Source organism: Sphingobium sp. WR1, from assembly GCF_059693745.1.
Map to the genome: position 1 here is coordinate 1 of NZ_JCATID010000010.1, position 26319 is coordinate 26319.

The 26319-nt window shown below is 61.9% G+C and carries 23 protein-coding genes and 1 riboswitch; of the genes, 8 read left to right on the forward strand and 15 right to left on the reverse strand.

Annotated features, from left to right (window positions below):
* The 3 genes from AC58EF_RS13135 to AC58EF_RS13145 all read right to left on the reverse strand — a co-directional run.
* The coding region (locus tag AC58EF_RS13135) for a dicarboxylate/amino acid:cation symporter (protein ID WP_497276779.1) at positions 1-531 on the reverse strand (531 nt) is incomplete at its 3' end.
* A 68-nt stretch (positions 532-599) separates the two neighbouring features.
* Entirely contained in the window at positions 600-2054 is a 1455-nt protein-coding gene (locus AC58EF_RS13140) for an amidohydrolase (protein ID WP_497276780.1), read from the reverse strand.
* An 80-nt stretch (positions 2055-2134) separates the two neighbouring features.
* Positions 2135-4465, reverse strand: coding sequence for a TonB-dependent receptor (locus AC58EF_RS13145; protein WP_497276781.1), 2331 nt, complete (start codon positions 4463-4465; stop codon positions 2135-2137).
* 237 nt (positions 4466-4702) lie between these two features.
* Here AC58EF_RS13145 and AC58EF_RS13150 point away from each other — a divergent pair, with 237 nt between their 5' ends.
* Both AC58EF_RS13150 and AC58EF_RS13155 read left to right on the forward strand, forming a co-directional pair.
* Positions 4703-5158 carry an RNA polymerase sigma factor gene (locus AC58EF_RS13150; RefSeq protein WP_497276782.1) on the forward strand — a complete coding sequence of 152 codons (456 nt, stop codon included), beginning with the start codon at positions 4703-4705 and terminating at the stop codon, positions 5156-5158.
* A complete protein-coding gene (locus tag AC58EF_RS13155; RefSeq protein WP_497276783.1) occupies positions 5155-6171 on the forward strand; it encodes a FecR family protein in 1017 nt (338 codons plus the stop codon). Before AC58EF_RS13150 ends, AC58EF_RS13155 begins: the two co-directional genes overlap by 4 nt.
* A 19-nt stretch (positions 6172-6190) precedes the next feature.
* Here the strand turns inward: AC58EF_RS13155 and AC58EF_RS13160 are convergent, their stop codons facing one another.
* The 3 genes from AC58EF_RS13160 to AC58EF_RS13170 all read right to left on the reverse strand — a co-directional run bounded on the left by AC58EF_RS13160 (position 6191) and on the right by AC58EF_RS13170 (position 9913).
* Positions 6191-8710, reverse strand: coding sequence for a TonB-dependent receptor (locus AC58EF_RS13160; protein WP_497276784.1), 2520 nt, complete (start codon positions 8708-8710; stop codon positions 6191-6193).
* A gap of 240 nt (positions 8711-8950) precedes the next feature.
* Positions 8951-9673, reverse strand: a complete 723-nt coding sequence (locus AC58EF_RS13165; RefSeq protein ID WP_497276785.1) for a CbtA family protein — start codon at positions 9671-9673, stop codon at positions 8951-8953.
* 12 nt (positions 9674-9685) lie between these two features.
* Positions 9686-9913, reverse strand: coding sequence for a CbtB domain-containing protein (locus tag AC58EF_RS13170; RefSeq protein ID WP_497276787.1), 228 nt, complete (start codon positions 9911-9913; stop codon positions 9686-9688).
* 234 nt (positions 9914-10147) lie between these two features.
* Between AC58EF_RS13170 and AC58EF_RS13175 the strand changes: the two genes are divergently transcribed.
* From AC58EF_RS13175 to AC58EF_RS13185, 3 genes are all read left to right on the forward strand, one after another.
* A complete protein-coding gene (locus tag AC58EF_RS13175) occupies positions 10148-10669 on the forward strand; it encodes a histidine phosphatase family protein (RefSeq protein WP_497276789.1) in 522 nt (173 codons plus the stop codon).
* 63 nt (positions 10670-10732) lie between these two features.
* Positions 10733-10991, forward strand: a riboswitch (cobalamin riboswitch).
* Between the two features lie 222 nt (positions 10992-11213).
* Complete coding sequence (locus tag AC58EF_RS13180) at positions 11214-13226, forward strand: TonB-dependent receptor plug domain-containing protein (RefSeq protein WP_497276790.1); 2013 nt, start codon at positions 11214-11216, stop codon at positions 13224-13226.
* Between the two features lie 4 nt (positions 13227-13230).
* Positions 13231-14718 (forward strand): PepSY domain-containing protein, encoded by a 1488-nt coding sequence (locus AC58EF_RS13185; RefSeq protein ID WP_497276792.1) that lies wholly within the window; start codon positions 13231-13233, stop codon positions 14716-14718.
* Between the two features lie 44 nt (positions 14719-14762).
* Here the strand turns inward: AC58EF_RS13185 and AC58EF_RS13190 are convergent, their stop codons facing one another.
* Positions 14763-15422: a TetR/AcrR family transcriptional regulator gene (locus AC58EF_RS13190; protein ID WP_497276794.1), complete on the reverse strand. Its 660-nt coding sequence runs from the start codon at positions 15420-15422 to the stop codon at positions 14763-14765.
* 71 nt (positions 15423-15493) lie between these two features.
* Between AC58EF_RS13190 and AC58EF_RS13195 the strand changes: the two genes are divergently transcribed.
* Positions 15494-16249 carry an SDR family oxidoreductase gene (locus AC58EF_RS13195; protein ID WP_497276796.1) on the forward strand — a complete coding sequence of 252 codons (756 nt, stop codon included), beginning with the start codon at positions 15494-15496 and terminating at the stop codon, positions 16247-16249.
* Positions 16246-16383 (forward strand): hypothetical protein, encoded by a 138-nt coding sequence (locus tag AC58EF_RS13200; RefSeq protein ID WP_497276798.1) that lies wholly within the window; start codon positions 16246-16248, stop codon positions 16381-16383. Before AC58EF_RS13195 ends, AC58EF_RS13200 begins: the two co-directional genes overlap by 4 nt.
* A gap of 31 nt (positions 16384-16414) precedes the next feature.
* Here the strand turns inward: AC58EF_RS13200 and AC58EF_RS13205 are convergent, their stop codons facing one another.
* From AC58EF_RS13205 to AC58EF_RS13220, 4 genes are all read right to left on the reverse strand, one after another.
* Positions 16415-17722 carry an MFS transporter gene (locus AC58EF_RS13205; protein WP_497276799.1) on the reverse strand — a complete coding sequence of 436 codons (1308 nt, stop codon included), beginning with the start codon at positions 17720-17722 and terminating at the stop codon, positions 16415-16417.
* Complete coding sequence (locus AC58EF_RS13210) at positions 17719-18888, reverse strand: MFS transporter (protein ID WP_497276800.1); 1170 nt, start codon at positions 18886-18888, stop codon at positions 17719-17721. The genes AC58EF_RS13205 and AC58EF_RS13210 overlap by 4 nt, the downstream gene beginning before the upstream one ends.
* A gap of 142 nt (positions 18889-19030) precedes the next feature.
* A complete protein-coding gene (locus tag AC58EF_RS13215; protein ID WP_497276801.1) occupies positions 19031-20569 on the reverse strand; it encodes an alginate export family protein in 1539 nt (512 codons plus the stop codon).
* Positions 20570-20581: 12 nt separating this feature from the next.
* Positions 20582-21580, reverse strand: a complete 999-nt coding sequence (locus tag AC58EF_RS13220) for an MBL fold metallo-hydrolase (protein ID WP_497276803.1) — start codon at positions 21578-21580, stop codon at positions 20582-20584.
* A gap of 60 nt (positions 21581-21640) precedes the next feature.
* On the opposite strand from AC58EF_RS13220, the gene AC58EF_RS13225 reads away from it, so the two are divergent.
* Positions 21641-22387: a TetR/AcrR family transcriptional regulator gene (locus tag AC58EF_RS13225; protein ID WP_497276805.1), complete on the forward strand. Its 747-nt coding sequence runs from the start codon at positions 21641-21643 to the stop codon at positions 22385-22387.
* Here the strand turns inward: AC58EF_RS13225 and AC58EF_RS13230 are convergent.
* The 4 genes from AC58EF_RS13230 to AC58EF_RS13245 all read right to left on the reverse strand — a co-directional run bounded on the left by AC58EF_RS13230 (position 22384) and on the right by AC58EF_RS13245 (position 26235).
* Positions 22384-22896 carry an Lrp/AsnC family transcriptional regulator gene (locus AC58EF_RS13230; protein WP_497276807.1) on the reverse strand — a complete coding sequence of 171 codons (513 nt, stop codon included), beginning with the start codon at positions 22894-22896 and terminating at the stop codon, positions 22384-22386. The genes AC58EF_RS13225 and AC58EF_RS13230 overlap by 4 nt on opposite strands.
* On the reverse strand, positions 22893-23354 hold the full coding sequence (locus AC58EF_RS13235) for an Lrp/AsnC family transcriptional regulator (RefSeq protein ID WP_497276809.1): 462 nt from the start codon (positions 23352-23354) through the stop codon (positions 22893-22895). Before AC58EF_RS13235 ends, AC58EF_RS13230 begins: the two co-directional genes overlap by 4 nt.
* Positions 23355-23701: 347 nt before the next feature.
* Positions 23702-25201, reverse strand: a complete 1500-nt coding sequence (locus AC58EF_RS13240) for a flavin-containing monooxygenase (RefSeq protein WP_497276810.1) — start codon at positions 25199-25201, stop codon at positions 23702-23704.
* Positions 25202-25341: 140 nt separating this feature from the next.
* On the reverse strand, positions 25342-26235 hold the full coding sequence (locus tag AC58EF_RS13245; RefSeq protein ID WP_497276811.1) for a LysR family transcriptional regulator: 894 nt from the start codon (positions 26233-26235) through the stop codon (positions 25342-25344).
* Positions 26236-26319: the final 84 nt, after the last annotated feature.

The following is a 26319-nucleotide window of genomic DNA, read 5'->3' on the forward strand; positions in this document are numbered from 1 at the left end:
GGTGATGATCGGCTTGCCCTTGTCGCCGATGGCGGTCAGCGCGACGCCGACGAACAGGGAGAAGACGACGATCTGAAGGATCTGGTTGTCCGCCATCGCCCCGATCATGGAGGTGGGGAAGACATGGAGGATGAAGTCGCGGAAGTTGAGCGCTTCGGTGCTCACCCCCGCATCCGCGCCCGACCGGACCAGGTTCAGCCCTTCGCCCGGCGCAAAGAAATTGACGAAGATCAGGCCCAGGGTCAGCGAAATCAGGCTGGCGATAATGAACCAGGCGAGCGCTCGCCCGCCGATCCGGCCCAGCGCCGCGCTGTCCCCCATATGGGCGATCCCCGCGACCAGCGTCGAAAACACCAAAGGCGCGATGATCATCTTGATCAGGTGCAGGAAGATGTCGGCCAGCAGGTGGAAATAACCCGCCACATCCTTCGCCAGCGCCTTGTCTCCACCGACCCAGAGATTGGCCACGAAGCCGGTGAGCACCCCCAGGACCATCCCAATGAGGATGAAGGCCGTCAGTCGCGATTTCATGAGATCACCAATATAGGAAGACTGCAATTGCCGGGCCAGCGATAAGCAAGGCCCGGCGCCGATGCAGGTCAGTCTTTTGCGGATTTGCGATAATCGAGCGAGGGTGCCTTGTCTCCCAGCAGCGAACGATAAACGAAGTCCGCTCCCCGGCGCTTGTCCAGCTCCGCCTTTGCCTCGACCAATGTGTCGGGACTTTGGAACAGCTGGGCAGCGGTCAGTGCTATCGTCTTCGCAGCCGTAACGGCGCCCTTCACGCCGACGCTGCTGCCGCTCGCCGCCACAGCCTGCCAACTGTGCGGCGGCGTCCCGGGCGCCCAGGTGGCCGCGACCATGCCCGCAGTGGGCGTCGTGTAGCTCACATCGCCCACGTCGGTCGATGCCGACGACACCTGTCCGCTGGTGTAGGGACCGACCGACCCGTCGCCCATGCGCGTCCCCTTGGGGAAAGTCGACTGGATCTTGCTGATGAAAGCCTGTTCCTCCGCCGTATGAGTCGGAAGGGTCAGGCTCTTCAGATTATCGTACATCACATGGCCGAGCGTGTCGTTGGGCAGCAGGTCGAACGTGCCGCCGACCTGGTCGAACTCGACCGTCGTGCCGGTCCCGAGAGCCGCGCCTTCCGCCGCCTTCTTCACGCGCTCCATGATGTCCGATACTATCTTCTGGTCCGGGTGGCGGACATAATAATAGACCTCAGCGGTATCCGGCACGACATTGGGCGCCTTGCCGCCATCCGTGATGACATAGTGAATGCGCGTTTCCTGCGGCACATGCTCCCGCATCATATTGACCATATTGTCCATCGCCTCCACGCCGTCCAGCGCGGAACGGCCGCGGTCGGGAGCGGCGGCGGCATGGGCGGCAATGCCGTGGAAACGAAATTTGCCGCTGATATTGGCAAGCGCCCGCCCCTGCGATGCGCTGTTGCTGTCGGCGGCATGCCAATGGAGCATGGCCGACACATCCTTGGTCAGCCCCTCGCGCACAAGGAAGACCTTGCCCGATCCGCCTTCCTCGGCGGGCGCGCCATAAAGGCGCAGTTCGCCCTTTATGCCGTGCGCGACCATCCATTTCTTGGTCGCGATCGCCGCTTCCACCGATGCCGCACCGAAGAGATTATGACCACAGCCATGGCCAGCAATGCCGGCAATTGGCTTGCGTTCGGGTTCGGCCGCCTGCGGCAGGCCGGGCAATGCGTCGAATTCCGCAAGAATGCCGATGACCGGGCCGTCACCCGTCTTGAAACTGGCGATGAAGGCGGTCGGCATACCCGCCACGCCCGCATTGATGGCGAAGCCGGCCGCCTTCAGTTCCTTCTGAAGCAGCGCGGAGCTTTTCGTCTCCTGAAAGCCGACCTCCGCATAGTTCCAGATCGCCAGCGCGTTCCTTTCCAAAGCGGGCGTGTTGCGATCGATGTCCGTCAGGATCGCCATGCGATCGCTTTCGGCAAGCGGACCGGCAAGCGCCGGAGCGGAAACACCTGCCGCGAGCAGGCTGAGCAAGGACCAGGCAATTGACTTCATGGACACGCACCCCTTGGATATTGGTTCGAAACAAAAAACGGCCTGCATGAGCAAAGCCCCATGCAGGCCTTGCCGGCAAGTCAGCGCGCGCCGAACGCCATGCGCAACTGCACGCCAATGACGCGCGGTTCATTATAGACCAGCGAAGTCGCCGTGATGGACGGCGTCACCACCCCGCCGGCGGCGGCATAAGTCACGTCGAACAGGTTGCGGACAAAGAGGCCAAGATCGATGCCCCGTCCTTCGATGTCATTCAGGTCGAACTTCAGATTGACCGTATCATAGGCCTTCTGGATGCCGTTGGTATCGAGCGGCCGTTCGACATACCAGACCTTGGAACTGTGGAACCAGTTGGCGTTGATGACCAGTTCCGCAAAATCGCCGAGTTCATGGGCGTAGCGCGCGCCCGCCCCCAGCGTCCATTTGGGCGTGTAGGAAAATTTGTTGTTGACCGGGTTGGTACCGAGCAGCGGCACGAAAGCCGCAGGCGCCGCATATTCGTCATATTTGGCATCGGTATAGGCGCCAAAGCCCGTCACGCTGAAACCGCGGACCGGCGTCACGGAGAAGTCGAATTCCGTCCCCTTGATGGTCGCTTTCGCCGCATTGATGATCAGATTGCCCGGATCGTTCGACGGATCATTGTCCCCGTCGAAGTTCGCGCCCGGGAAGATCGCGCGCTGGATATTGTTATATTTGCTGGTGTAGGCAGCGATGTTGAAGCGCCCCTTCACATCGCCGATCCGCCAGCTGCTCTTGATACCCGCTTCATAGTCCGTGACCTTTTCGGGCTTGAAGGTTTCAAAGCCGTCGAAATAGGAGGAAAGACCGCTCTGATTGAAACCGGCCGCGCGATAACCGCGACGGTTGGTAATGTAGAGGAAAAGATCCTCATTCACCTTATAGTCGAAGCCCAGGGTCCAGGTCGGCGCCTTCGACTTTTCGGCCCCCGTCTTGCCGCCCTGCTCTTCGCAAGCATCCGGGCCAATGCGATCGAGCGTGGACAGCATCGCCACCGAACAGCCCGACGACTTGTCCCATGTATAGCGGAAGCCGCCGTTGAAACGCAGGCCATCGGCAAAACCGCCAAAGGCATAGCCGATCTGGCCGAACAGCGCCTTGCTGGTCGCGTTGTTATAATTTTCATTATAGGTGAAGGTGCGGCCCGGAATGACCGCCGCATAGGTAACGCCGCCATTCACGCCTGTCGGATCGCTCTTCAGATAGAAGGCGCCTACGATCCAGTCGAGCTTGTCGTCGAACAGCTTGCCCATGATCTGGAACTCGTTCGAATATTGCTCGACGGCTGTGTTCGACAGGCTTTCGTTGAGCTGGAGATAGGTGCCATCCATGTCGCGCACGGCGTCGACCTTGCTGCTTCGATAGCCGAAGATATTCTTGAAGGTGACAGCGCCCACATCCAGCGTCGTGGTGTTCGCAATGCCCCAGAAGGTGCGGTTGGAGCGCGGTGCGATGCTGGTCGATACGTCACGCACGCCATTCGCCCGCTGCTCGGCTAGGGCGATGTCGATGTCGCAACCCGCGACGCCGCAATCGAAATAGGGGGCGTTGACCGCCGTGCGGGCATTGCCGCCGCCTGCGACCGCCGGGTTCGGATAGACGCCATTCAGGACGGTGCCGGTGCCATTTTCCTTTGCCTTATAATAGTCGAAGACCGTCACATTCTTGAGGCCATCGATCGGCTCCAGCAGCAACGAACCGCGGAAAGCATTGTTGTGACGATCGTCCAGATCGCCACCGACGCCATGATTCTTGGTATAGCCGTCGCGGCGGGCAATCTGCCCCGCCAGGCGCAGCGCCGCCTTGTCTGCGACGACCGGAACGTTCACCGCGCCTTCGAAGGTCCGCTCATTATAGGAGCCGAGCGTCAGCTGCCCATAGCCGCCAAAGTCGTAATTGGGCGCGACCGGATAGAGCAGCAGCGCGCCGCCCGTGGTATTCCGGCCGAACAAAGTTCCCTGCGGCCCCTTGAGCACCTGGATTGAGCCGACATCGAAGGTCGGCACGATGCTACCTTCATTGGGCAGCGGAACGTCGGCGAAATAGGTGACGACCGATGGAGCCGCCGCGCCCGCGGTGGCACGGCGCTGGCCGCGGATCACGATGCTCGGCGTGTCGCGCGAGGTTTGCGGCGCGACGTTCAGGCCCGGCGTGGTGTAGGTCAGGTCCTGGGTGCTGACCACGGCCTTTTCGCGCAGCATCTCTGCATTGAAGGCGGTAACGGAAACCGGAACGGTCTGCGCGCTTTCCTCACGGCGGCGCGCCGTGACGGTGATCTGCCCTCCCGGATCGTCGCTGACCTGCGGCGCGGTCTGGGCATGGGCGCCCGGCGCTGCGATTGCGACGAGTGAACTGGCGAGCAGCAATGCGGATGCTGTACGATAGGCCATAAGTCTGATTTCCCCTTATCGTGGCTCGGCCCTCATTTCGTTTTTCGGAAGGGCCGATGATCGCAAGACGCAACCGCGCGCCGATCATTCGGGGTCATGACAAAAATATTTCAGATGACGCTCTTCACCTCGCTCGGCTAAAGGGTCGGCACCGATCGACCGGAGCAAAGTGCCATTTTCTCGCTACGCAGGACATCGCCGGCCCCTGTCGCGCCCTCGCGCGATCTGTCGGCCTATGTGCCTGCGCTACGTCGTTATATCGCCAAGCGCGCCGATGCCGTCGATGTCGACGATCTGGTGCAGGACGTGCTGCTGCGTATGTATGTGCGCGGTCAGGCCGAAGCGATCGACAATATCGAAGGCTATCTGTTCCAGGTCGCAGCCAGCGTCCTGACCGACCGCGCACGGCGCGATCGGACCCGCGAGCGCAGCGCCCATTGCGAGTTGACGGACATTTTCCACCCGGTAGAGGATCGCACGCCCGAGCGCGTGCTGCGCGGGCGCGAGGATGTGGATCGGCTGGTCGAGGCATTGGAGGCGATGCCGGATCTGACTCGCGACGCCTTCGTCCTGCATCGCTTCGAGGAAATGTCCTACGACGCGATCGGCGAGCATCTGGGCATTTCAACGAGCGCTGTCGGGCGGCATCTGATGAAGGCCGTGCGTTTCCTCGCCGCGAGGGACTTACCATGAACAAGGCTTTCGACGCCCGCGCACTGGAACAGATCGATTCTCCGGAAGCGACCGCTGCGGCCTATTTCAGTCATTTCCGCTCTCCCAACGCCACGGCCGAGGATTATCTGACCTTCGAGCATTGGCATACTCGCGACGAGGCGCATCGCAAGGCCTGGGCGCGGGTCGAGCAGGCATGGGAGGAGGCCGGCAAGATGCGCGCCGACGCCCGGATCCTGGCCATTCGCGAAAGGGCGCTGGCCAATCGTCGTCCGCGCCGCAACTGGCGCCGCCCGGTCGCGGCGGCGGCAGCCATAGGAGCCTTGATCATCGGCGGCCTTGCCTGGCAGCGGCACCAGGATATGCCCTCCAAACTCGCCCAGGTGGAAGCGCGCACATTTTCCACCGGCATCGGTCAGCAAGCATCCTTCCGCATGTCCGATGGATCCATGATCACGATCAACACCGGATCCACCCTGTCGGTCAGCGAAAGCGACACGCGCCGCAGCACGCAGGTGAAGCAGGGCGAGGCTTTCTTCGAGGTGGCGAAAAATCCCCGCAAACCCTTTGTGGTGGAAGCGGAAGGCGTGACGGTGACGGCGCTCGGCACGGCCTTTGCCGTCCGTGATTTGGGCGAGGATGGCGTGCGGGTGACACTGGCGCATGGCCGTGTGCGCGTCGACATGCCCGCGGTGGCCGGACAGCCAGCCCAGTCGACCCTGCTTTCGCCCGACACCCAATTGACCTGGCGAGCCGGCCGCTACAGCATCGCGCCGGTGAATCTCCGCCAGCAGCTTGGCTGGCGGCAAGGCATGGTCGTCTTCGATCGCACGCCGCTCGCCCAGGCGGTTGCGGAGATCAACCGCTACAGCTCGCAGGAGATCGTGGTCGCCAGCGCCTCTCTTGCGCGCCGCCCGATCAGTGGCAGTTTCCGTGTCGGTGTCACGCGTGGCTTCCTCCAAAGCCTGGAGGCCAGCGGCATCGCCCGCGTCGCCAACGAAAGCGCCACAGGCGCCGAACTGGTGGAGCCCTGAACGCCACACGCCGCAAAGACTATTCGAAGCTATATCGCATCCGCAGGCCAAAGGTCCGCGGCGCCCCCGGAATGATCGTGGCGGCCGTAAATATCGGATTGAGCGTCCCGCCGGCGCTTGCATAATAACGATCCGTCAGATTGCGGCCCCAGATTTCCAGATCGAGCGGTCGCCCCCCTACCCGCTTCCAGCCGATGACCCCGCCCAGAAGACCATAGGTAGGCTGGATGCCGAAACGCTCATTCGCCCGCTCGGCGAAGCGGATCGTGCTGACATGGCTGTAGTCGACCCCCAGTTCCAGCCGCCCCAGATTGTCAGGCAGCGGAAATTCCCGAACCAGATTCACGATCCCGCTAAAGCGCGGCGTATAGGAAAAACGGTTGTTGATCGGGTCACTGCCCAGCAAGGGCGCCAGCAACGCAGGCGCATCGACTTTGGTATAGCGCGCATCGACATAGGACAGGCTGACCGTCGCGCGCAGATGAGACCCGATGCTGACCGCCAGTTCACTATCCATCCCCATCACGCGGGCGCGCGAGATATTGACGTAGAGGGAGATGGGATCATTGTCAGGATCGCCGTCGCCATCGAAGTCGGGATCGGGAAACAGCGCCCGCTGAATATTGCGATAGAGGCCTGCATAGACGGCGGTGGCGTAGGAGCCGTGGATTGGACCGATTGCCCACCGTCCCTTGGCTCCCACTTCGAGATCGGTGAAACTTTCCGGGCCAAACTGCTGGAACGGCGCAAGTCTGCCGCCCAAGGTCGGACTGTTATAGCCCCCCGACCGGAAAGCCCGCCGACTTGTCAAATAAAGGCTGCTTTCGCCCCGCCTCCGGGTCAGGGCGGCCGTCCAGGTCACTCGCCCGGATTGGAAGGAGGTCAAAGATCCTCCCATGTCGATGCAATCAGTCCGCGACAAGGGCTGTGCGTCCACGCTGCGCAAGGAACAGCCTCGCACCCGTTCTCCGGTATAGCGCAGTCCCAAATCCGCCGTCAGTCTGGGCGCCAGAGGAACAGTCACCTGGCCAAAGATGGCCGTACTTCGAAAGGTCTGATAGTTGGCGATGCTGCTGACCGGTTTCCCCGGTCGAACGAATTGCGCGCTCCTTTGCAACATGGTCCCCGCCGGCGCGCTTTCGAGGAAGAAGACCCCGGCGATATAACGCGCTCCGCCCAGCCGGCCCTGCACCTGAAATTCCTCGGTCAGCTGCCTCAGATTGGCGCGGCCGCTCAGGTCATTGATCGCCAGCGGCGTTCCGTCGCCATCCAGCGCGTTGACGATCCGGGTCGACCGCCAGCCTGCGATATTACGCAACAGCAAATCGTCATCGCCATATTCTGCGATGTTCGTCACCCCGCGGAAGCGCCGTCTGAAAAGCGGCGAAAGCCCCGATTGGGACGTCCTCCTCCCAAGCCCCTGTTGCCGTTCCAGCAAGGCATCGACATCACATGCCCCCTGACCACAATCGAAGTAAGGCGTATTTTCTGCCGTGCGAGCAGTCCCACCGTCATAGACGCCTGTCAGTATCTGGGCGGAACCCCGCTCGTCGGCATTGAGCATATCCAGCGTAAGGAGTGATCGAAACATCCCTTCCGGCGCGAAACGCAGCACCGCACGAGCGGCATCGCTATGCACGTCATCCGCCCTACCGCCCGATGCCATGTGGACGAAGCCATCCCTTCGCATCCGCTGCCCCGCAATCCGCAGCGACCATAGACCCATCGGGGGCAGTTCTACTGCTCCCTCGATCCGGTTCATGCCGTAATTGCCGACATCGGTCTCGACATAGGATGGCATGTTGTTGCCCGGCTGGACGGAATGGAGCAGAATCGCGCCGCTGGTCGTGTTGCGGCCGAACAATGTTCCCTGCGGCCCCCGCAGGATCTCGATGGAGGCCATGTCGTAAAGCGGTGAAAGGGCCGCCTGGTTAGGCAGCGGCACCTCTTCTTGATAGACCACCAGAGGAAGGCGGTTTTCGTCACTGATCGATCGCCGTTGCCCACGCATGACCAGTAGCGGCGTCGCGCTGGACGTCTGGCCGGTGGCGACAAATCCCGGTGTGACGCGCGCCAGATCGGCCAGCGTCCTGACCGCCTGCCGGCTGAACTCATCGGGACCATTGCGCGCCACCAGCAGCGGCACCTCTCCCCCCTTTTCCAGCCGCCGCCGCGCCGTGACCAGAATGTCAGTATCGCTCGCCGGGCCGGGGGCTTCCACACTTGCCGAACGGGATAGGGCCGGCTGCACGATATACAGGTTCCTGCCGACGCGAAGAATGTTTACGCCCAGCCCTCGGGTCATGTGCCTCAGCGCGCCCTCGGCCGCCATGGCTCCATGCACCGGCCTTGTGCGCTTGCCCTCCAATCCGGGGGCATTCAACAATATCTCGACCTGTGTCTGCCTGGCCAGTTCCGCGATCGCGGCGCTCAGCCTTTGCGAAGGCACATCCACTGCGCCGGTCCTTGCTCGGGCGTCCATGGCCATTGTCGCAGCGGCGGCCGTCAGGATGGAGGTGCAGACGATGCGAACGAACAACCGGCTCTATCCCTGATGTCCCCTGCTTGCCAGGTAAGACATATGTTATCCAGGGATCGGTATCGGCGAAACGGTCCGATCGCAAGCCGTCGCACGCCTTGCAACCCCGTCCAGATTTGGAGCGTCACGATCCACTTTGTCCTGACTGGCTTCCGGCTCCGGTCGATTGCGGTCAGGCAGCTTTGTTAGCGAACATCCAGCAAAGCTACCATCAAGGATGATCTGATCGTCATCCGGCAACTATTGACGCTTGAGAAGGCGTTCCGCCCAAAGGCCGAAGACGATGCCGATCGTGGCCCAGAGCAGCAGTTGCGTGGCAATCGACCCTATCCGGAAATCCCATAGCAGCGTTGCCGGGAAGTCTGCAGGCACCTCATCAATTGTCGGCAGCAGGAACTGACCCAGTCCGACCAATATGAGATAGGCCCCGGTCGCCAGCAGAGTTGCATCGAAACCCCGCCATGTGCGCAGCAGGGAGGAACGCAGCTTGCCGGCAATGACAGCCCCGCCCAGCGACAGGATTAGCATCCCGAAATAGGCTGCGGTGCGAACGCCCACGGTCTCATGCTTGCCGACGGCAGGGGGCGTCTGGGGATATTTGATCCCCGGAACGATCACGACCAACAGGAAAGCGAGGCCTGCAAGCAGGAGGGCGAAGCTGCGCGGCCCGAGCTGGCCGACGCGACCATAGCCATAAGCGAAAACCAGCGAGAATATGCCGCCAACCGCCGCTCCATAGAGGGCAAGGGCAGTGAACAGGCCCGCCCCCTTCTGCGTCTCGCGACTGACGAGTTCCTCCCCCCCGTTACCACCCATGGCGCTCATATCGTGCGCCGAATGGGACTGTTCATAGGCGATAGCCAGATCGATCTGGGGTTCGGCCACCATGCGCGCGCACAGGGTCGACAGCAGGGCCGCGAGAATGCCGGCGAGCATCCCGCGCCACAAAAGATCCTTCGTCATGGAAAGGCGGCATCAATGGCAGGGAAAGCCGAGGAGATGCCGGCCGTCATGCACATATTCATGCACATACATGCCGCCGAAAAGCGCATAAGCGCCTTGTTCCGTGCTCACAAAGTACAGGAAGATCATGGCGATCAGCGTGCCTAACACCCCCCAGGGCAGAATATCTTTCAGCGGGATCGAGCTGCTTCCGCGGACGGGAATGAAACCATCGTCGAACAGGGCGGCGGTTATTGCCATCATCATACTCCGTTGCGGGATTGCGCGTCCCGATAGGTCATCAACTCAGGCGAAGGTCTGACTCTCGACGCGGCAAGCCGACATCGATTACAGTGGCGCGACCGTCCCGGATTTTCACCGGCTTCTTCATCCTGAGCGCTGCCGCCCCTTTGAACCCTTAGGCAGACAGCGTCAACTTGTTCGGAGGCATTTCTGACCGCATCGCTCATCCTGCTTTGCGCCGCTTCCACCCGAATGAGCAGAATCGGTGGATTTGCCAACACCGATGAACCGCTCGATGCGCGCGGGCGCAAGGATGCCTCCGGCTTCAGACCGCCCAGGGCAAGCGATCGGTTCATCAGCAGTCCAGCCCTTGCAGCGGCGGAAACGGCCCTGGCCATGGGCGTGAGCGCCCAGCGCGAAGAGTCGCTTGCGGACATGGGTGCCGGGCGATGGGCGGGGCTGAGCTTCGCAGATATCCATGAGAAGGAGCCTGAATCATTGGCTGCATGGCTGGGCGATCCCGCGAATGGCGCGCCCGATGGCGAAACCCTGCCGTTCGCTCAAGAGCGGATCGGACGTTGGCTGGATCGGTTGGTCCATGATGACCGGGGCATATGCGCGATCACGCATCCCATGATGATTCGCGCGGCACTCATCCACATGCTGGGCCTAACCCAAAGCGCCGCGCTCGCAATCGATCTGGCACCGCTTTGCGCCGTTACCTTGTCCTATAACCGCATGTGGCGCCTGCAATCGATCGTGCCGAACAACTGATCTCTTGCGGCGCCCGGCCGCTCGCTGTAACAGCCCCGCGTTCGGCACGGCTCTGGGCTTTGCCGGATACAAGATCGCGCCGGTGTCCCGAAAGGGACTTAATAGGGAACGCGGTGCGGATGGCCTTCCGTATGGAATTCCATCCCAATCCGAGGCTGTCCCTGCAACTGTAAGCGGCGAGCGCGATGCACATGCGCGGCGGGGCAAAGCGTCCCACGCCGCTAGCCACTGGGCCGGACGCTAAGTCATGCGAGGCCTGGGAAGGCCGTGCATCAAGCGATGACCCGCGAGCCAGGAGACCTGCCGGCGTCTGGTCGCTCTTGCTTTGGTCCAGGGGATGGCCAAGGCACGGTGAACTCCGTTCGAGCGGCAAATAAGGTGGCGGCCTGGCCGCAACGGCGCATTGCGCCGGTCGCTTGCCTGCGTCCGGCTCACGCCCTTGCAACCGTTACGGAGGTTTTCCGTCACGGTGTCGGACCGTTCGTAACTTGCGACGGCAGTGGAGAGCGGAAAGCTCCCGATGTCAGATTTTGGGGGTTCGAACATGAAATCCATAACACAGATATTTTGCATAACCGCGTCCACCATCGCTTTCGCGACAATGGTCGGGATGGCCCATGCCGAAGAAGCAATATCCGATGGCGAAAGCATCGTCGTCACCGGCCAGAGCCTTGAAGAAACGCTGCCTCAAGAGCTGTCCGGTTACGGCCATGACATCGTGACGCTGGACGAAAAGCGCATCAAGGACAGCGGGGCAGTCGATCTGGCCCGAGTGCTGGAAGGCGTGCCCGGCCTTTATATCCGCTCGCGCAACGGTCCCTTCACCTATGTCGATGTGTCTCTCCAGGGATCGCGTACGCAGGACGTTCTTTTCACGCTTGATGGCATCCGCCTCAACAACCGCCTCTATGGCGGCACCTCACCCAACGACACGTTGCCAGCCAGCATGATCGAGCGGATCGAGGTGCTCAAGGGCGGTGAGAGCCTGTTTTACGGGACGCAGGCATCCGCCGGCATCATCAATGTCGTGACCCGCAGCTTCACCGACGATTTCAACGGTCAGGTCAACGCCGGTATCGACAGCCGCGCCGGCACGACGCTCGACGGCTATGTCCGCGGCGGTGTCAACGGACATCGCTTCGTCGCCTATGCCTCGCGCAGCCAGTCTGAAGGCTATACGCCGTTCAGCGCCTATCAGCCCAGCCTGACCGATACCAAGCTTGGGCACGACCTCTGGTCGGCCGGCGTCAAATATCAATATGAGTTCACGCCCGACCTGGCGCTGAACCTGCAATATCAGCACACCGAGGCAAAGCTCGACAATCTGTCGGCGACCCGGATCAGGGAAAGCCGGAACGATCGCAATGAGGAAATCGCCAGCGCCCGCCTCGACTATACCGCGGACGATGGCATCCAGTTCTTCCTGAAGGGCTATTTCCACGACTGGAAGACGGCCTATGTCCAGATCCGCAACCCCATTCCATCGGGACCGCCAATCGTGGTCTACCCGGCTGGAACATTCTGGGGCTATCAGGACTGGGGCGGCAGCGCCGTGGTCAAGCTGCACCTGCATCCGGGTCTCGAATATCTTCTTGGCTATGATTTCCAGAGTTTCAACGGCCGCGACGACGTCCTGCTGATCGCGCCGACCAATGAAAAGGTCCATGCCGGCATCTTCCAGGTCCGCACCACCGACGAATTGTCGGCGAAGGGCAAGCTGGCGGCGGGACTGCGCTACAACAAGACCGGCGGCGCCAAGAAGACGATCTGGAACGCCTCGGGTCGCTATGATTTCAGCAGCGCCTTCTTCATGGAAGCCAATGGCGGCACGTCCTTCATCCTGCCGGACGCATCGCAGCTTTACGGCAACGATCCCTGCTGCGAGATCGGCAATCCCAATCTCAAGCCCGAGCAGAGTCTGAACTTCAATGCGTCCGTGGGCGGCCTCCTTCCCGCAGGCGGGGCGGAGATTCGGTGGAAGGCGACCTGGTTCGAACGTCGGATCACCAACCTCATCGACTATGACTACGACAATCCGGCTTTCCCTGAAGGCACCTATTCCAACACGGAAGGCAAGGTGCGCTCGCGCGGCGCGGAGTTCGAGATCATCGCCAGCCTGGCTGGTGGCTGGAGCCTCAACGCGAGCTACACTTACGCACGCATCCGCAATCCGGGCGCCACAATCCAGCGCGATCGCAATCCCGAGCAATATGCCAAGGGGACGCTCGCCTATACGCCGGAAGACAGACCTTTCGGCGTGAACGTCGCCTTGAGCTGGATCGGCGACACCTGGTCGACGCTATCGGGCTTTGGCCGCCGCAACTATGGCAATTATGCGCTGGTTGATGCTGGCGCCTATCTTTACGTCGATGGCGATGCACGTCGGAACAGGTTCGGTATCAATGTCGAGAATATCTTCGACAAGGAATATGCGACACGGGGCTATTCCTCGGCTGTGACCGACGCGGGCGTGCTGGACGGGACCAATAGCCGCTTCTCCTTCTTCAACCGGGGCGTACCGCGCACGCTGCGTGTGACCTATGGCCTGAGCTTCTAAGGCCATGCTGAAGCCGATACTCTTCCTCCATCGCTGGCTGGGCGTCGTTATCGGGCTGCTCATGACGATCTGGTGCCTGTCCGGCTTTGTCATGATGTATGTGGATTATCCCCGCCTGATGCCGGCCGAGCAGCTGGAGGGGTTGGCGCCCCTCCAGCGGCCCGCACCGGAAATATGGCACAAGATCGACATGGCGCCCGAGAGCGCCCTGTCGTCCGTCCGCATCGAAATGATGGCAGGACGACCCGTGTTGCGGGTTACGCCGGCGCTGGACCCGACCCGGCCCATCGCGCAAATGCGCACCATCCCGGAAGCCATCGACCTGATCGACGGACAGCCGTTCAAGGGCGTCGGCAAACAGGATGTTCGGTCTATCGCCGGCGAATTTGCGGCGGGCAGGCATATTGAAGCCATGCCGGACGCTATCACCGAAACATCCATCGACCAGTGGACCGTGCAGACCTACCGCCGCAACGCGCCGCTCCATCGTGTGGATTATGCCGATCCGGCGGGCACGCAAATCTACATATCCGGCCGAACCGGTGAGGTCGTGCAGCAGACGAGCCGTTTCGAGCGCTTCTGGGGCTGGCTCGGCGCCGTACCGCACTGGCTCTACCCCACCTTGTTGCGTCAGGACGGAGCCTTGTGGAGCCAGGTGGTCATCTGGACATCCCTGATTGGCTGTTTCCTGACCGCCACCGGCCTCTGGGTGGGGGTTGCGCGGCTCAGGCGAAGGCGCGATGGCTCCATCGGATCGCCCTATCGCGGGATCTGGTGGTGGCATCATATGTTCGGCCTGTTCTTCGGCATCCTCACATTGACCTGGGTCGCGAGCGGCCTGTTCTCGATGAACCCATGGGGCTTTCTGGACAGCATGGCCGGCTTTGCGGAACGGAAGCAGCTTGCCGGCGAAATGCAGTGGAGCTCGGTTCGTTCTGCCCTGGAACATCTGCCCGGCTTGCCGAAAGAAACGGTTCGGGTCGAAACCGCGCCATTGGGTGGTAAGGTCTATCTCATCGTTATGGAACGGCAGGGCAAGTCGACGCGCTACGATAGCAACGGCCAGCTCTCGCCACTTGAGGAGGGCACCCTCAAATCCGTGATCGTCCGGTCCATGCCATTGACGAAGCTGGAACGGCTGACCCGCGAAGACAGCTATTATTACAGCCACAAATTCCCGGCGCCTCTGCCTGTCTGGCGCGCGCAGCTTGATGATCCTGAGCGGTCGTTGCTCTACATTGATGCCCGCTCCGGCCAGCTTGTCCGGGCCTTCGATCGCAACGGCCGGGGCTTCCGATGGCTGCAGGATGGGCTTCATAGCCTGGATTTCCCTGTCCTGCGCACTCGGCCAATCTGGGATCTGGTCGTCCTCCCCTTGCTGGCGATGGTCACGCTCATATGCGGAACCGGAACGTGGATGGCGTGGAAGAAAGCACAGCGCGACTTGCGCAGAATCCGCCGCCGGCTTCGTCCCCGGTTGTTGAAACAGTGAAGAGGCTGTTCCTTTGCAGCCTTGCGCAGGCCAAACCCCAAACCTCAAAGCGAAAGGTGGGCTTGCGCTGTAGCGCCTCGGTTGGCTGCAACGAGATACGCATGACACACCTGCGGCAATTCGCGGCGCAGACATGCAAAATTATCTTCGGAAGCGTCTGCTTCCATGACCACTCGGACGGAGCCTCCAAGCAAAGCTGCCAGCATGAAGGCGACCGAAGCCCGATCGGCAAAGTCCGCATCTGGTGCGACGGCGAGCAGGCTTTCGATCATCTGCGTCATGCATGTCGCCGCCCTGTTCATGAGTTCTGACAAATCGAACTCGGCGGCGATGCCATAGATGGCGCGGGACGCGACCATGTCCGCCATCTTCGCATCGAGCCAGGCCGTGGCAAGGCCTTCCGCAATCGCCTTGAGGCCGCATCCCATCAGACGCTCGGCTGCGTCCCGCATAGCGCTTTCAATCAGATCGAACTGGCGCTCGACCAGTGCAAACAGCAGCGCCTGTTTGTGCGGATAATATTGATACATCGTCCCCACCGATACGCCCGCCCGTTCAGCTACGCGCGTTGTCGTGAGCCGTCCTACGCCGCCCGCCAGCAAAACCTGAATGGTCGCGATGTGGATAGCCTCGATCGTCGCTGCGGAACGAGCCTGTCGCGGCGTTTTGCGGGGCCGGAGGACCGAAGGCTCGGGTCGGTTCATATGCGAATTCCAAAACTGAAGGATCGTTCATATCTTGGTGGCTCCGACGGTCCCCCGCAAGGAGTTTGACGATGAAGACGATATTCATAACCGGCTGCTCGACCGGATTTGGACGTGAAACGGCCCTCTATTTCCTCGACAAGGGCTGGAACGTCATCGCGACCATGCGCAATCCCGGCGCCAGCAGCTTGCCGACTTCAGACCGGATACGGTTGCTGCCGCTCGACGTTACCGATGCGAACAGCATTGCGGCCGCGGTCGCCGAGGCCGGCCCCATTGATGTGCTCGTCAACAATGCAGGCGTCGGCTGGCTCAACGCCGTCGAAGGCACGCCCATGGCAATAGTGCGGGATATCTTCGAGACCAATCTCTTCGGCGCCGTGGCGATGATGCAGGCGGTTCTGCCGGACATGCGCAAGCGAGGATCGGGCGTGATCGTGAATGTCAGTTCCAGTTCGACTTACAAGCCCTTGCCGCTGCTGTCCGTCTATCGCGCCAGCAAGGCTGCGATGAACGCGCTGACCGAATCTGCTGCGCTCGAACTGGCGCAGTTCGGCATCAGGGCGCGGGTTGTCATGCCCGGCATGGCCCCCTCGACCAGCTTCGCTTCCACGGCGCAGGGGCAGATCATGGAAGCAGGTGGCTTCCCCGAACCCTATGCCGAATTCGCGCAGCAGACGCTGACCATGATGCAGAGCGCCGGAACCGGCCCTGTCACCACGGCCCAGGACGTGGCGGAAGCCGTGTTTCGTGCGGCGACGGATCCTGATTGCCCTTCGGTATTGCCGGCTGGCGCAGATGCGATCGCCTGGTCGAGGGGCGAATGAAGGCGATCGGGAGCAGAGTTGCCGCCCGCGAAACCGTCACCATGCTGATCGATCAACTATTCGCCGAGCAACAACGGCGCATTTTCGCCGACACCGAACTGGACAATCATTCATCGATCGCCTTGCTCGCCTGAGACGGGCTGGCATCCTTGTCTATTTCGATGTCTATTTCGATGTCTGTGCGTGCCTTCCGAGCAGCAGCAGCGCCAGCGCGCCGACAAGCGAGCCGGTCGCCATCAACGCTGAAACCAGGTCAAGGCCGAAACCGGCGCTGAACAGGAAGCCTGCCACGATCGGCCCCAATGCCGCACCGCCCCGGCCAATGCCGATCACAAATCCTGTCCCGCCCGCGCGCACGGCGGTCGGGAAGACTTTCGCGAACAGAGCATAAAGGCCGACGACGCCCGCATTGGTGCAAAATCCTGCGACCCCCGCGACCAGCGCCAGTTCGGTCAGGCTATCCTGCCCCTGTCCGAACAGCGTCACCAGCGCAGTCGAAGCCAGCATGGCAATGATGACCAGCGCCCGAACGCCGATGCGGTAGGTCAGCAGGCTGAGGAAGGTCGCTCCGGCAAGTCCACCGACATTGGCCCACACCAGCACGTCGCCTGCCTGGGACGCGGCATGACCCATATCGACCACGATCTTCGGAATCCATTTCAGGATGAAATAGAAGGTCATGATGTGGCAGAAATAGGCGACGGTCAGCAGGATGGTGCTACGCGCAAGATCCGGTGCGAAGAGTTGGCGGATCGATGCCTTCGCCGCCTTCTCCGGCGCTGGGGGCAGGCCCGTCGCACGCTCATGCCCAAGCCGGCGCAAGGTCGCGTTGATCCGGTCCAGCGCATCAGGGCCGCGTTTCTGGACAAGGAAGCCGACCGATTCGGGCAGCAGGAACCATGCGATCGGCAGAAAGGCCGCCGTCACCACCGCGCCGAAGCTGAACACATCGCGCCAATGGCCCTCCGCCAGCAGGCCCGTGGCGATCGAGCCGCCAATGATAGCACCCATCGGATAGCCCGACGCCATGATCGCCACGGCGAGATTGCGGTGGCGATCATTGGAAAATTCCGCGACCAGCGCGTTGGTGCAGGCCAGCATTCCGCCTATGCCGAGGCCGGTGAGGAAGCGGATCGCCGACAGGCCCGCCACCGACGTCGCAAGCGTCGCCATCCCCATGCCGCCGGCCATGATGACGAGGCATCCCAAAACCGTGGGCCGCCGCCCGATCCGATCCGCGACATTGCCCAGAATGACCGATCCCAGGGCCATCCCGATCAGTTCCATCGACAAGACCAGGCCCAGCGCCGCACGATCGATGCCCCATTCGCTGGCGATGCCAGGCGAAGCGAAACTGATCGCGAGCACATCGAAGCCGTCGAGGGCGTTGAGCAGGATGCAAAGCGTAACCGCCGCAATCTGCAGCGGGCGCATCGCATTTCGGGAGAGGATGAATTGGGGATCTTGGGTCATATCATCTCTGAATCGACAGGGTGAAAATGGGCGCGGTCGATGCGGCCGTAGATCCTGTCGAGCAGCGCGCAGGAGAACAACAGCAACGGCGCGGGCAGGGAAAGGCAGAGCAGCACGGTTCCACTCGCCATTCCGATCATGACCAGATAGCCGACAAGCAAGGGGCCGCCCGCGGCGCCCAGCCGGCCTATGCCCAGCGCCCAGCCAAGGCCGGTCGAGCGGACGGACGGCGGGTAGAAGAGGGCCGCCGCCGCGATCACGCCCTTCTGCCCCCCGCCTATGCCGATCCCGGAGAGAAAGGCGGCGGCATGAAAGGGGAAACCGCCCCGTGCGGCGAAGCATCCAAGCAGGAGCACGCCCGCAAACCCCATGCCGCCCAGGGCGAGGAGCGCGCGGAACGGCCCCAGGCGATCGGACCACCAGACGGCCGGAACCGCGCCAAAGGCGGTGCCGAGGGTGAAGAAGCTCGTCGCAGCAACCCCGCTGCCATAGGATTGGCCTTCGCGCGCGCTCAATAAGGGCATCCATGCCTGCAGCGCGTAAAAGAGACCAAGCCCGATGGAGAAGATCAGCCAGAACAGCAGCGTCCCGACCCTTAACCGCGGCGCGAACAATATGGGGAGGGGCCTTGCAACCGGCCGGATTGGCGCGCCCGGCGGCAACATCTTCCACAGCAGCGCAGCGGAAATCAGCGCCACTGGAACGGAAAAACCCCATGGCGCCCGCCATCCCCAAAGCGGCACCAGCCAGCCACTCATCAGCCCGGCCACCAGAAAGCCGCTGGAGAAGGCCAGATAAATGCCGATGACCTGCGCGCCGCGCCATCGCCGCCTGCCATGGCGGCTGGCGATCGACACGGCACCGGGCACGGCGGCACCGACCGCCATGCCGGTCATGAGGCGGCCGAAAGCCAGCAGGGCCACGCCGGACGCCGCGAGACAGAGCAGGGTGGCGGCGGACAGGCCCAGCAGCGCGCCGCAGATCACCACCCTTTCCCCTACCCTGTCGGCCAGCGGCGCCACGAACAGATACCCCAGCAACAGACCGAAGATCGCAACGGACAACAACGGTCCCGCCCAGTTGCTTGCCAGGCGCCAGTCCCGCACCAGCCCCGGCATCGAAAAGCTCAGCGTCTGCAGGGCATAGCCGCTCACGAACAGCGTCATGGCGCAGCACAGGATCAATTTTGCGCTATCGGATCGCATCCCGACCACCGCACCTCTCTCCTCCCCTTTCCCGCAGCGCAACGGAGGACGGGCTCCTGTTCCGGCTGGCACGGTGATCGGCAACGGGACGGCGGCCACGGCGTCAGAACCGCAGGATCAACATTGTCTGGACAAACAGATTATCGCCATAACCCGCCCGGCGTAAGACTTTTCCGGCATCGGCATAATTCACGATGCCCGCCAGCGAGACATGGGGATTGATCGTCCAGTTCGCCTTGAGACGCGCAATATTGGCGACGTGCCTGCCCGCGACATTCTGCGTCCCGACATAGGGCTGCGCATTGCCGCGAAAGACGGCGTCACTTTCATCCGGCCGCCAGTATAAGCCAGCCTCACCCGTCAGTTGCAGGCCCTTCGCGACCGGCACCGCCAGCGTCGGCGCAACACCCATCATGTTGATCGCGCCCAGATAATTATCGTCGCTGAAGATGATGGTCGCATTGTAAAGGAAGTTGAACGCGCCGATCCTGCCGTCGCTGTCGAACGTGCCGCCGCCCGACGCAAAATCGGCATGGAAACCCAGCCGGGGCGCGGCGCCGCCCTTGCCGATCGCGATCGACTGGTTGGTGCTGACCGCCCAGGCGTCGACGGTGCGATGGCCGAAGCGGCCATCCTGCTTCATGGCCGTCCAATCGAAGGCGAAGCGCCCCACCCGTCCCCACAGACGCGCGCCATAGGTCTCACGCCGCTCCGAACCGGAAAGCTTGCCCAGCGTGCGGTCGTCATTCTCGAAATGATAGTAGAAGGGATCGAAATAGATTCTCCCCTTCCCTCCCATGATCGGGCCGTCGGCCGCGACGAAGCTGCCGTAGACGCCGCTCAGCGTTTCGCCGTTGCCGATCGCATCGTCAAACAGGGCAGCACCCTGCCGCGTCGGTTCGAACCGGAAGGCGCTGAAGCGGAAACGCCGCCAGTCCATCGACAGCCGCGCGCCGTTCATCGATACGCGGATATTGGGGTTCTCGCGCGGGCTGATGATGAAGCGCGGGCCGTCGAAAAATTCCTGCCGCCCGATCGTCACCCGCGCCACGCCGGATCCCACCGGCGCACGGAATTCACCGAACAACTGCTGCACGATGAGGTCATTGCGCTGGATCGGAATGGCATTGCCCTCATTCTTCCCGAAAATCTGCCCCGAAGCAAGTTCGCCATAGATGCGCACCGCCGGTCCGATCCGCAGATCCGCCGCAATGGCCGTGCGCGAGAGAAACTCGATCCGGTCCGCCTTGTCGTTGAGCAGCGGCCGGGTGGACAGGCTGACGCTGCTGCGATGATCGCCGTTCAGCGACAAGGACATGCTGCCCTCATCGTTCAGCGGGATATATTTGAGCGGCGACGCCCAATCTCTCCTGGCCTTCGGATCCTTCAGGAAACGCCAATCCTCGGCATTGCGCAGCATGAAATAATGGGGACCAAAACGGGGCCCCTGCCCATCCGCTTCGGCCGGATAGGGCGAGGTCAGCGGGTTGCGTTGCTGCTGCGCCGGGGCGACGGCCGGTTGCGCCGACACGCCTTGCCCGCCCGCAGCCGCCAAGGCGCAGCCCGGTAGGAACAAGGCAATGGTCAGGCATCCGGCAAGGCCCCGATCGCGCAGCCGGCATATCCGGTTGCGCATCGTCATCCTCTCGTCCGTTTATTTCAACGGGATTTCCATGAGATCGCGACCCACCACGATCTCGCCCCCATAATGTTTGGCGACCTCGTCGCGCCACATCGCGTCGGTAATCCAGTCCATGTCTCCAGGCACGAAATGGCTGAGCACCAGCTTCTTGGCCCGGGCGCGGGTCGCGATCCGGCCGACCTGCTCGGCCGTGGTGTGGCTTTCGATCAGATGGTTGCGAAAGGCAGGCGTCCCGTTGGCAAGCTTCACCAGCTGGTCGACGCCAGGAACATAGAGAACCTCGTGCACCAGCACGTCGACGTCGCGGGCGAAGTCCGCGAGCGCCGGATTGAAGGCTGTGTCGCCGGAATAGACAACGCTCCCATATTGCGTTTCGAACCGGTAAGCCAGATTGTCGAGCGGCGGATGGGGCGTGGTGAAGACGGTGACGCTCACGCCGTCGGCCGACATGACCGATCCCTGCCTTGCCGCAAGGTCATGCGCGCGCAGCAGCGTCGCCGGGTCGGCGCGCCCTTCATCAGCCATGCGCGTGGCGACATCCATGCGGTTGAGACGCCAGAAATCGGCCGCCATCGCCTCGATCCCGACCGGCCCATAGGCGTCGACCGGGCGACGCAAGGCGCCGGCCGCCCACATATTATAGACCAGATTGCCGAATTCGAGTTGATGGTCGGAATGCATGTGCGAGATGAAGATCGCGCGGATGTCGGCAAGGTTGAGCCCCGCCTTAACGATCTGCGCCGTCACGCCCATGCCTGTGTCGATAACATAGACATTGCCGTCCACCATCAGCGCATTGGCGGGGTTGGACCGGCTTCCGCCGACGCGCGGGCCGCCCTTCGTTCCCAGCAGCACCAGTTTCGCGCCCGAGGCGGACACGGCCTTTGGTGTGGTCGCCTGCGCGATCAGGGATTGCCCGGTGCAGGCCAGAAGCCCTCCCGCGGTGACGGCCAGGGTCGTTCGCAGCATCGAGCGACGGTCGGCCATGGGATTGAACGAGGCTGTCTTCATGCGATCCTTCTCCATCGAATCCCGATGCGGTCGGGCTCGTTGACGTCCGCCTATCATCGGATGCGGCATCTCGTCAATACGAATGAGATTCTTATTCTGTTTTTGGCCCCGATGGACAATCCGTGCGGGATCGGCAATGCAGAGCGGATGACCAAGGCCATTCTAGCACCCGATATCGACGAAGATCTTGTGCGGGTCGGGGTCATTCCCGCGCTTCAGTTGCGCAGCCGCACCTTGCGAGACCGGCTGATCCGGGAATCGCTGGCGATTGCGCGGAAACATGCCTTTGACGATATCGGCATCAGCGACATCTGCGCCGCCGCGGACTGCTCGACCGGCGCCTTCTATTCACGATTTCCCGACAAGATCACCTTGTTCAAGGCGGTGATGGTCTTTGCTGCCGCCGAGTCAGGACCATTGCTTGAAAATATCGTTCGAACTTCGCCGTTCCGGGAAATCCTGCCACGCCTGGTCGAGGCGCAGGTGGCCCGCTATATCGAGCAGGAGACGTTTTTCCGCTCGGCCTTCAAGGTCAGCCTGGATGCAAGCGAAGCCTGGGAGCCGTTCCGCCGCAATGCGCACAATCTTGCCAGCACTTATATCGAGCGATTGATGGGAGAGCAGGATATTGATCAAGGCAGCATCAGCACCGACAGCGTTCGTTTCGCCTTTCAGGTCATGTACGGCGTACTGAACAATACGCTCAGCAACCGCCCTGGGCCATTCATGCTCGATAGTGCGGAGTTCCCCCGATTGCTGGAAGAAGCGGTGGTCGCCACGATGCGCATACCGGGCCTTTCGGCCTAGCGCATTTCAGTTGCCCTGAGATCCGCTGTAGCACCGCGCGTAATCTTGGCGATGCCGGCCTCATATTTGAGATTATGGACCGAAATGGACGCCTCGACCCGCTGCACGCCGGGCAGCAGCCGAATATGGTCGGTGATCAAATCATTCAACTGCTCGATATTGGTGAACAGTCCCATGGCCAACAGGCTGTAACGCCCCAGCAGCGCCACCACGCAGGTGATTTCCGGAATATCCGACAGACGGTGCGCCAGATCGGAAATATGGGAGGGGTCCGCGTCGATCCCCAACATGCAAAGATTGGGCGCGCCAGCCATGCGGAAATCGGTCACGACGGTGAACTGGATCAGGCCTTCGCTCTGCAATTTCCTGATCCGCGTTCGGATCGTTCCTTCGGTCACGCCCAGTTCCGCAGCGATGGCGCGGTTGGAAATGCGCGCGTCGCGCGCGAGCTTTTCGACGATCCCCCGATCCAGCTTGTCCAGGCGTGCCCAACCTTCCGGCAAGCTCACAAGGGCACCACGTTGAATTCGAACTTCACAATGTCGACCGCGATGCCCGACGCGATGTGCGCCACTCCCTCGATTGCGGCGATATGGTCGAACAGAAATGTCTGAACCTCGGAGAAATCGTGGAGCACAACGAGCAGTTCGATGTCATGCTCACCGTTCATGATATTGACGCTGAGTATTTCCGGCAGCTCCGCCAGGTCGCGCCCGACATCACGAACATTGCGCCCCTGCACCTTTACCCCCAGGGCGATGATGACATTATAGCCATGGGCGGCAAAGTCGGTCACCGCCACGACGCGCATCACCCGCGCATCCTCCATCTTCTGGAGGCGGGCGGACACGGTCGCCGCCGTCACCGATAGCCGCTCGGCAATTTCCTGGTTGGTCGCGCGGCCATTGACCCGCAGTATATCGATGATGCTGGTGTCGAGACTGTCCAGCGACGGGGACATCGCCATCCGTCCGCTCCTGATCTGCATATAACCCCGTCCTTCCCCGAAGCCGCCTCGCCCCTAGCTGCACCGGAACGGAAAGCGCCTGACCCCGGCGCCCGCCTACTGGCATGATCGAGCGCCCATTCCCTCCTTGCACAAGAAAAACGTCGTTCGTCAAATATTCTACGACGAGCGGAGATTTTCTCCAAAAAATTGCTGCATATGCGTATTCTTTAATGGAATGGGAGACGCAGAAATGATCTCCGACAGGGCGCGGCGTGACCGGATGAGCATGTCCCCCCAACCCGTTCCAAGTCGTGAAAAATGGAGGGCGGCGGAGCGGGAAAGAGGATGGACCGCCGCCCCGTCCGTCAGGCCGGCACCGCCGGTTCGGCGACTGGCCGCAGGACATAGTCTTGCCAAACGGGCGCAGCCATGGCCTCGGCGAACGCCTCATAGCTCCAGGGCCAGCTGGCCGGGACGCCGGTCGCATCGAGATACCAGCTTGAGCAACCCGAACCGAAAATGGTGGTGCGCGCCGCCGTCACGCGCCGCTCCTCATAGGCCTCATGCGCGGCGATGCTCGGCTCCACCGTCCGCGACTGGCCATCCCACAGGGGCTGGAGCAACTGCGCGATATAGTCCCACTGCCGCTCGGCAATGTCGATCAACGAGAAATTGCCGACCGGCCCGGTCGGGCCATTCAACATGAAGAAATTGGGGAAGCGCGGGATCGTGACCGCATAATAAGCGGTAGGACGCGGCGACCAGACATCGTCCAGCGACAGGCCGTCCCGACCCAGAACCTCGGTCGGCCGGATGAAGCGGTCGGCCTGAAAACCGGTCGCCAATATCAGCGTATCCAGTTCCCGCAGTCGCCCATCCTTCAACCGGACACCGTTTGGCTCGATATGGGATATGCCTTCGCGCTCCACATCGACATTGGGCTCCTGCACAGCATCATAATAGCGCCAAGAGTAGATGAGACGTTTGCAGGCCGCGCGATAGTCCGGCCGCAATTTCTCCTTGAGAACCGGATCGCGCACGCTGTTTTCCAGATTGTCCAGACACAATGTTTCGATCATCGCGATATCCGGCCCGTCAACTTCCGTGATGGCGCGGGTAAAGCGATGAATATTGTTCCAATATTCCTCGTCATAGCGGATCGCGTCGATCAAACCCGGATCGCGGCGAAATGCCTCACGCTCCTCTTCGCTATAGCGGAAATAGGGGACGGGCATGATCCATTGCGGCGACCGCTGGAAATGCACCAGTGTATCGGCGCGATCGTGCAGCGCGGTGATGATCTGGACCCCGGTCGATCCGTTGCCGACCACCCCGACCCGGGCGCCGTCGATCCGCGCGTCGTCCTGCCAACGGGCGCTGTGGAAGACGTCGCCGGCAAAATTGTCCAGCCCGGCGATGTCGGGCATCCGGGGATGATGGAGCACGCCCGAGGCCGCGATGACGATATCGGCTTCCACAGTTTCTCCGGTGGAAAGGCCGAGGAGCCAGCAGCCGTCCGCCTCGTGCCAGACGCAGGATATGACTTCACGACCGAACTGGATGTCGGGCATGATCCCATGTTTGGCGGCGGTCAGTTCGAAATAGGTCCGCACCTCATCGCCCCGGGCATAATAAGCTTCCCATTCGGCATAAGGCTCGAAACTGTAGGTATAGGCGTGGGCCGGCACATCGCAGGTCAGCCCCGGATAGCGGTTGTCGCGCCAGGTGCCGCCCAGCCGGTCCGCCTTTTCATAGATGACGAACCTTTTCCCCGCTTCCTTGAGCTTGATGCCGGCCAGGATGCCGGCCATGCCGGCGCCGATGACGACATGGCGAAGGGGCTGACGGTCGATTGGGGTGGACAACATACTCTCCTGCCGATGGTTATGATTCGTGCCTACATCCCCCTGTTTCTTACGCATCCTCCAATTGGATTAACCGTTGCATGGTTGTCTGAGACGCTTCGGCGTTCCCGCCCGTCTTTGTCCGGACGCCGCCGTTCGGCTCAATTTTTTCCGACCTTGAGCGCATCTATAACCGCACGCAGGCCCGCCGAGAGATATTTGCGGGTCGGATAATATAGGTAGAGCCAGTCCTCCGGGACGATCCAGTCTTCCAGGCACGCAACCAAACGCCCGCTCTCGATATAGGGTCTGGCACGATCCTCCCAGATATAGGCCAGCGCAACCCCGGCGAGTGCCGCCTCGATCATCAGTTCATGATCATGAAGGGCGAGCGGCCCTTTCACCTCGATATCGATCTCTTCGCCGTTCCGCCCGAACGACCAGGGATAGCCGACGCTGCTCGGATACATGTTGCGGATACAGATATGATGGATGAGCTCGGCCGGGGATCTGGGGGCAGGCCGCTGCGCGAAATAGGCGGGCGAACCAACTACCGCGAAGCGCAATCGCGGGTTGATCTTCACGGCGGTCATCCCGTCGCGCAGACTCTCGCCCAGTCGAATCCCGGCGTCGAAACCTTCCTCGACGATGTCGACGAGGCGATCCGTCGCGACGATCTCCAGCTCAAGATTGGGGTTGGAGGCAATCAGCGGACCGATCGCCGGTCCCAGGACGAACGGAGCGATCGAATTGGGAGCATTGATCCGCACCTTTCCGAACGGCGTGTCGCGGAACTGGTTGAGTGCATCGAGCGCCGAGCCGATGTCGCAAAACGCCGGCGACAATTGTGTCAGCAGCATTGCCCCCGCATCCGTCAGCGAGACACTGCGCGTCGTGCGGTTGAGCAGTCGGATGCCGACCCTGGCCTCGAGATTGCTCACCGCATGGCTGACTGCCGATGCGGTCACGCCGCGCTCCTCGCTCGCGCGGCGAAAGCTGCGATGCCGCGCCACGGCGTCGAAGGCGGCCAATTCGGAGAGGTCGGTTGCACGCATTAATGATTCTCACTCAGTATTGATGCGAAAACTATTACCCTAATCGACGCAGTCGAAAAGGCGCAAATCGTCCCTGCCGCCAGC

What these genes read in the sequence shown, in the direction of transcription:
- AC58EF_RS13140 (WP_497276780.1), bottom strand. Translation starts at nt 2,054, where the DNA reads ATGAAGTCAATTGCCTGGTCCTTGCTCAGCCTGCTCGCGGCAGGTGTT.
- AC58EF_RS13145 (WP_497276781.1), bottom strand. Translation starts at nt 4,465, where the DNA reads ATGGCCTATCGTACAGCATCCGCATTGCTGCTCGCCAGTTCACTCGTC.
- AC58EF_RS13155 (WP_497276783.1), top strand. Translation starts at nt 5,155, where the DNA reads ATGAACAAGGCTTTCGACGCCCGCGCACTGGAACAGATCGATTCTCCG.
- AC58EF_RS13165 (WP_497276785.1), bottom strand. Translation starts at nt 9,673, where the DNA reads ATGACGAAGGATCTTTTGTGGCGCGGGATGCTCGCCGGCATTCTCGCG.
- AC58EF_RS13170 (WP_497276787.1), bottom strand. Translation starts at nt 9,913, where the DNA reads ATGGCAATAACCGCCGCCCTGTTCGACGATGGTTTCATTCCCGTCCGC.
- AC58EF_RS13175 (WP_497276789.1), top strand. Translation starts at nt 10,148, where the DNA reads ATGAGCAGAATCGGTGGATTTGCCAACACCGATGAACCGCTCGATGCG.
- AC58EF_RS13180 (WP_497276790.1), top strand. Translation starts at nt 11,214, where the DNA reads ATGAAATCCATAACACAGATATTTTGCATAACCGCGTCCACCATCGCT.
- AC58EF_RS13185 (WP_497276792.1), top strand. Translation starts at nt 13,231, where the DNA reads ATGCTGAAGCCGATACTCTTCCTCCATCGCTGGCTGGGCGTCGTTATC.
- AC58EF_RS13190 (WP_497276794.1), bottom strand. Translation starts at nt 15,422, where the DNA reads ATGAACCGACCCGAGCCTTCGGTCCTCCGGCCCCGCAAAACGCCGCGA.
- AC58EF_RS13195 (WP_497276796.1), top strand. Translation starts at nt 15,494, where the DNA reads ATGAAGACGATATTCATAACCGGCTGCTCGACCGGATTTGGACGTGAA.
- AC58EF_RS13200 (WP_497276798.1), top strand. Translation starts at nt 16,246, where the DNA reads ATGAAGGCGATCGGGAGCAGAGTTGCCGCCCGCGAAACCGTCACCATG.
- AC58EF_RS13205 (WP_497276799.1), bottom strand. Translation starts at nt 17,722, where the DNA reads ATGACCCAAGATCCCCAATTCATCCTCTCCCGAAATGCGATGCGCCCG.
- AC58EF_RS13210 (WP_497276800.1), bottom strand. Translation starts at nt 18,888, where the DNA reads ATGACGCTGTTCGTGAGCGGCTATGCCCTGCAGACGCTGAGCTTTTCG.
- AC58EF_RS13215 (WP_497276801.1), bottom strand. Translation starts at nt 20,569, where the DNA reads ATGACGATGCGCAACCGGATATGCCGGCTGCGCGATCGGGGCCTTGCC.
- AC58EF_RS13220 (WP_497276803.1), bottom strand. Translation starts at nt 21,580, where the DNA reads ATGAAGACAGCCTCGTTCAATCCCATGGCCGACCGTCGCTCGATGCTG.
- AC58EF_RS13225 (WP_497276805.1), top strand. Translation starts at nt 21,641, where the DNA reads ATGCGGCATCTCGTCAATACGAATGAGATTCTTATTCTGTTTTTGGCC.
- AC58EF_RS13235 (WP_497276809.1), bottom strand. Translation starts at nt 23,354, where the DNA reads ATGGCGATGTCCCCGTCGCTGGACAGTCTCGACACCAGCATCATCGAT.
- AC58EF_RS13245 (WP_497276811.1), bottom strand. Translation starts at nt 26,235, where the DNA reads ATGCGTGCAACCGACCTCTCCGAATTGGCCGCCTTCGACGCCGTGGCG.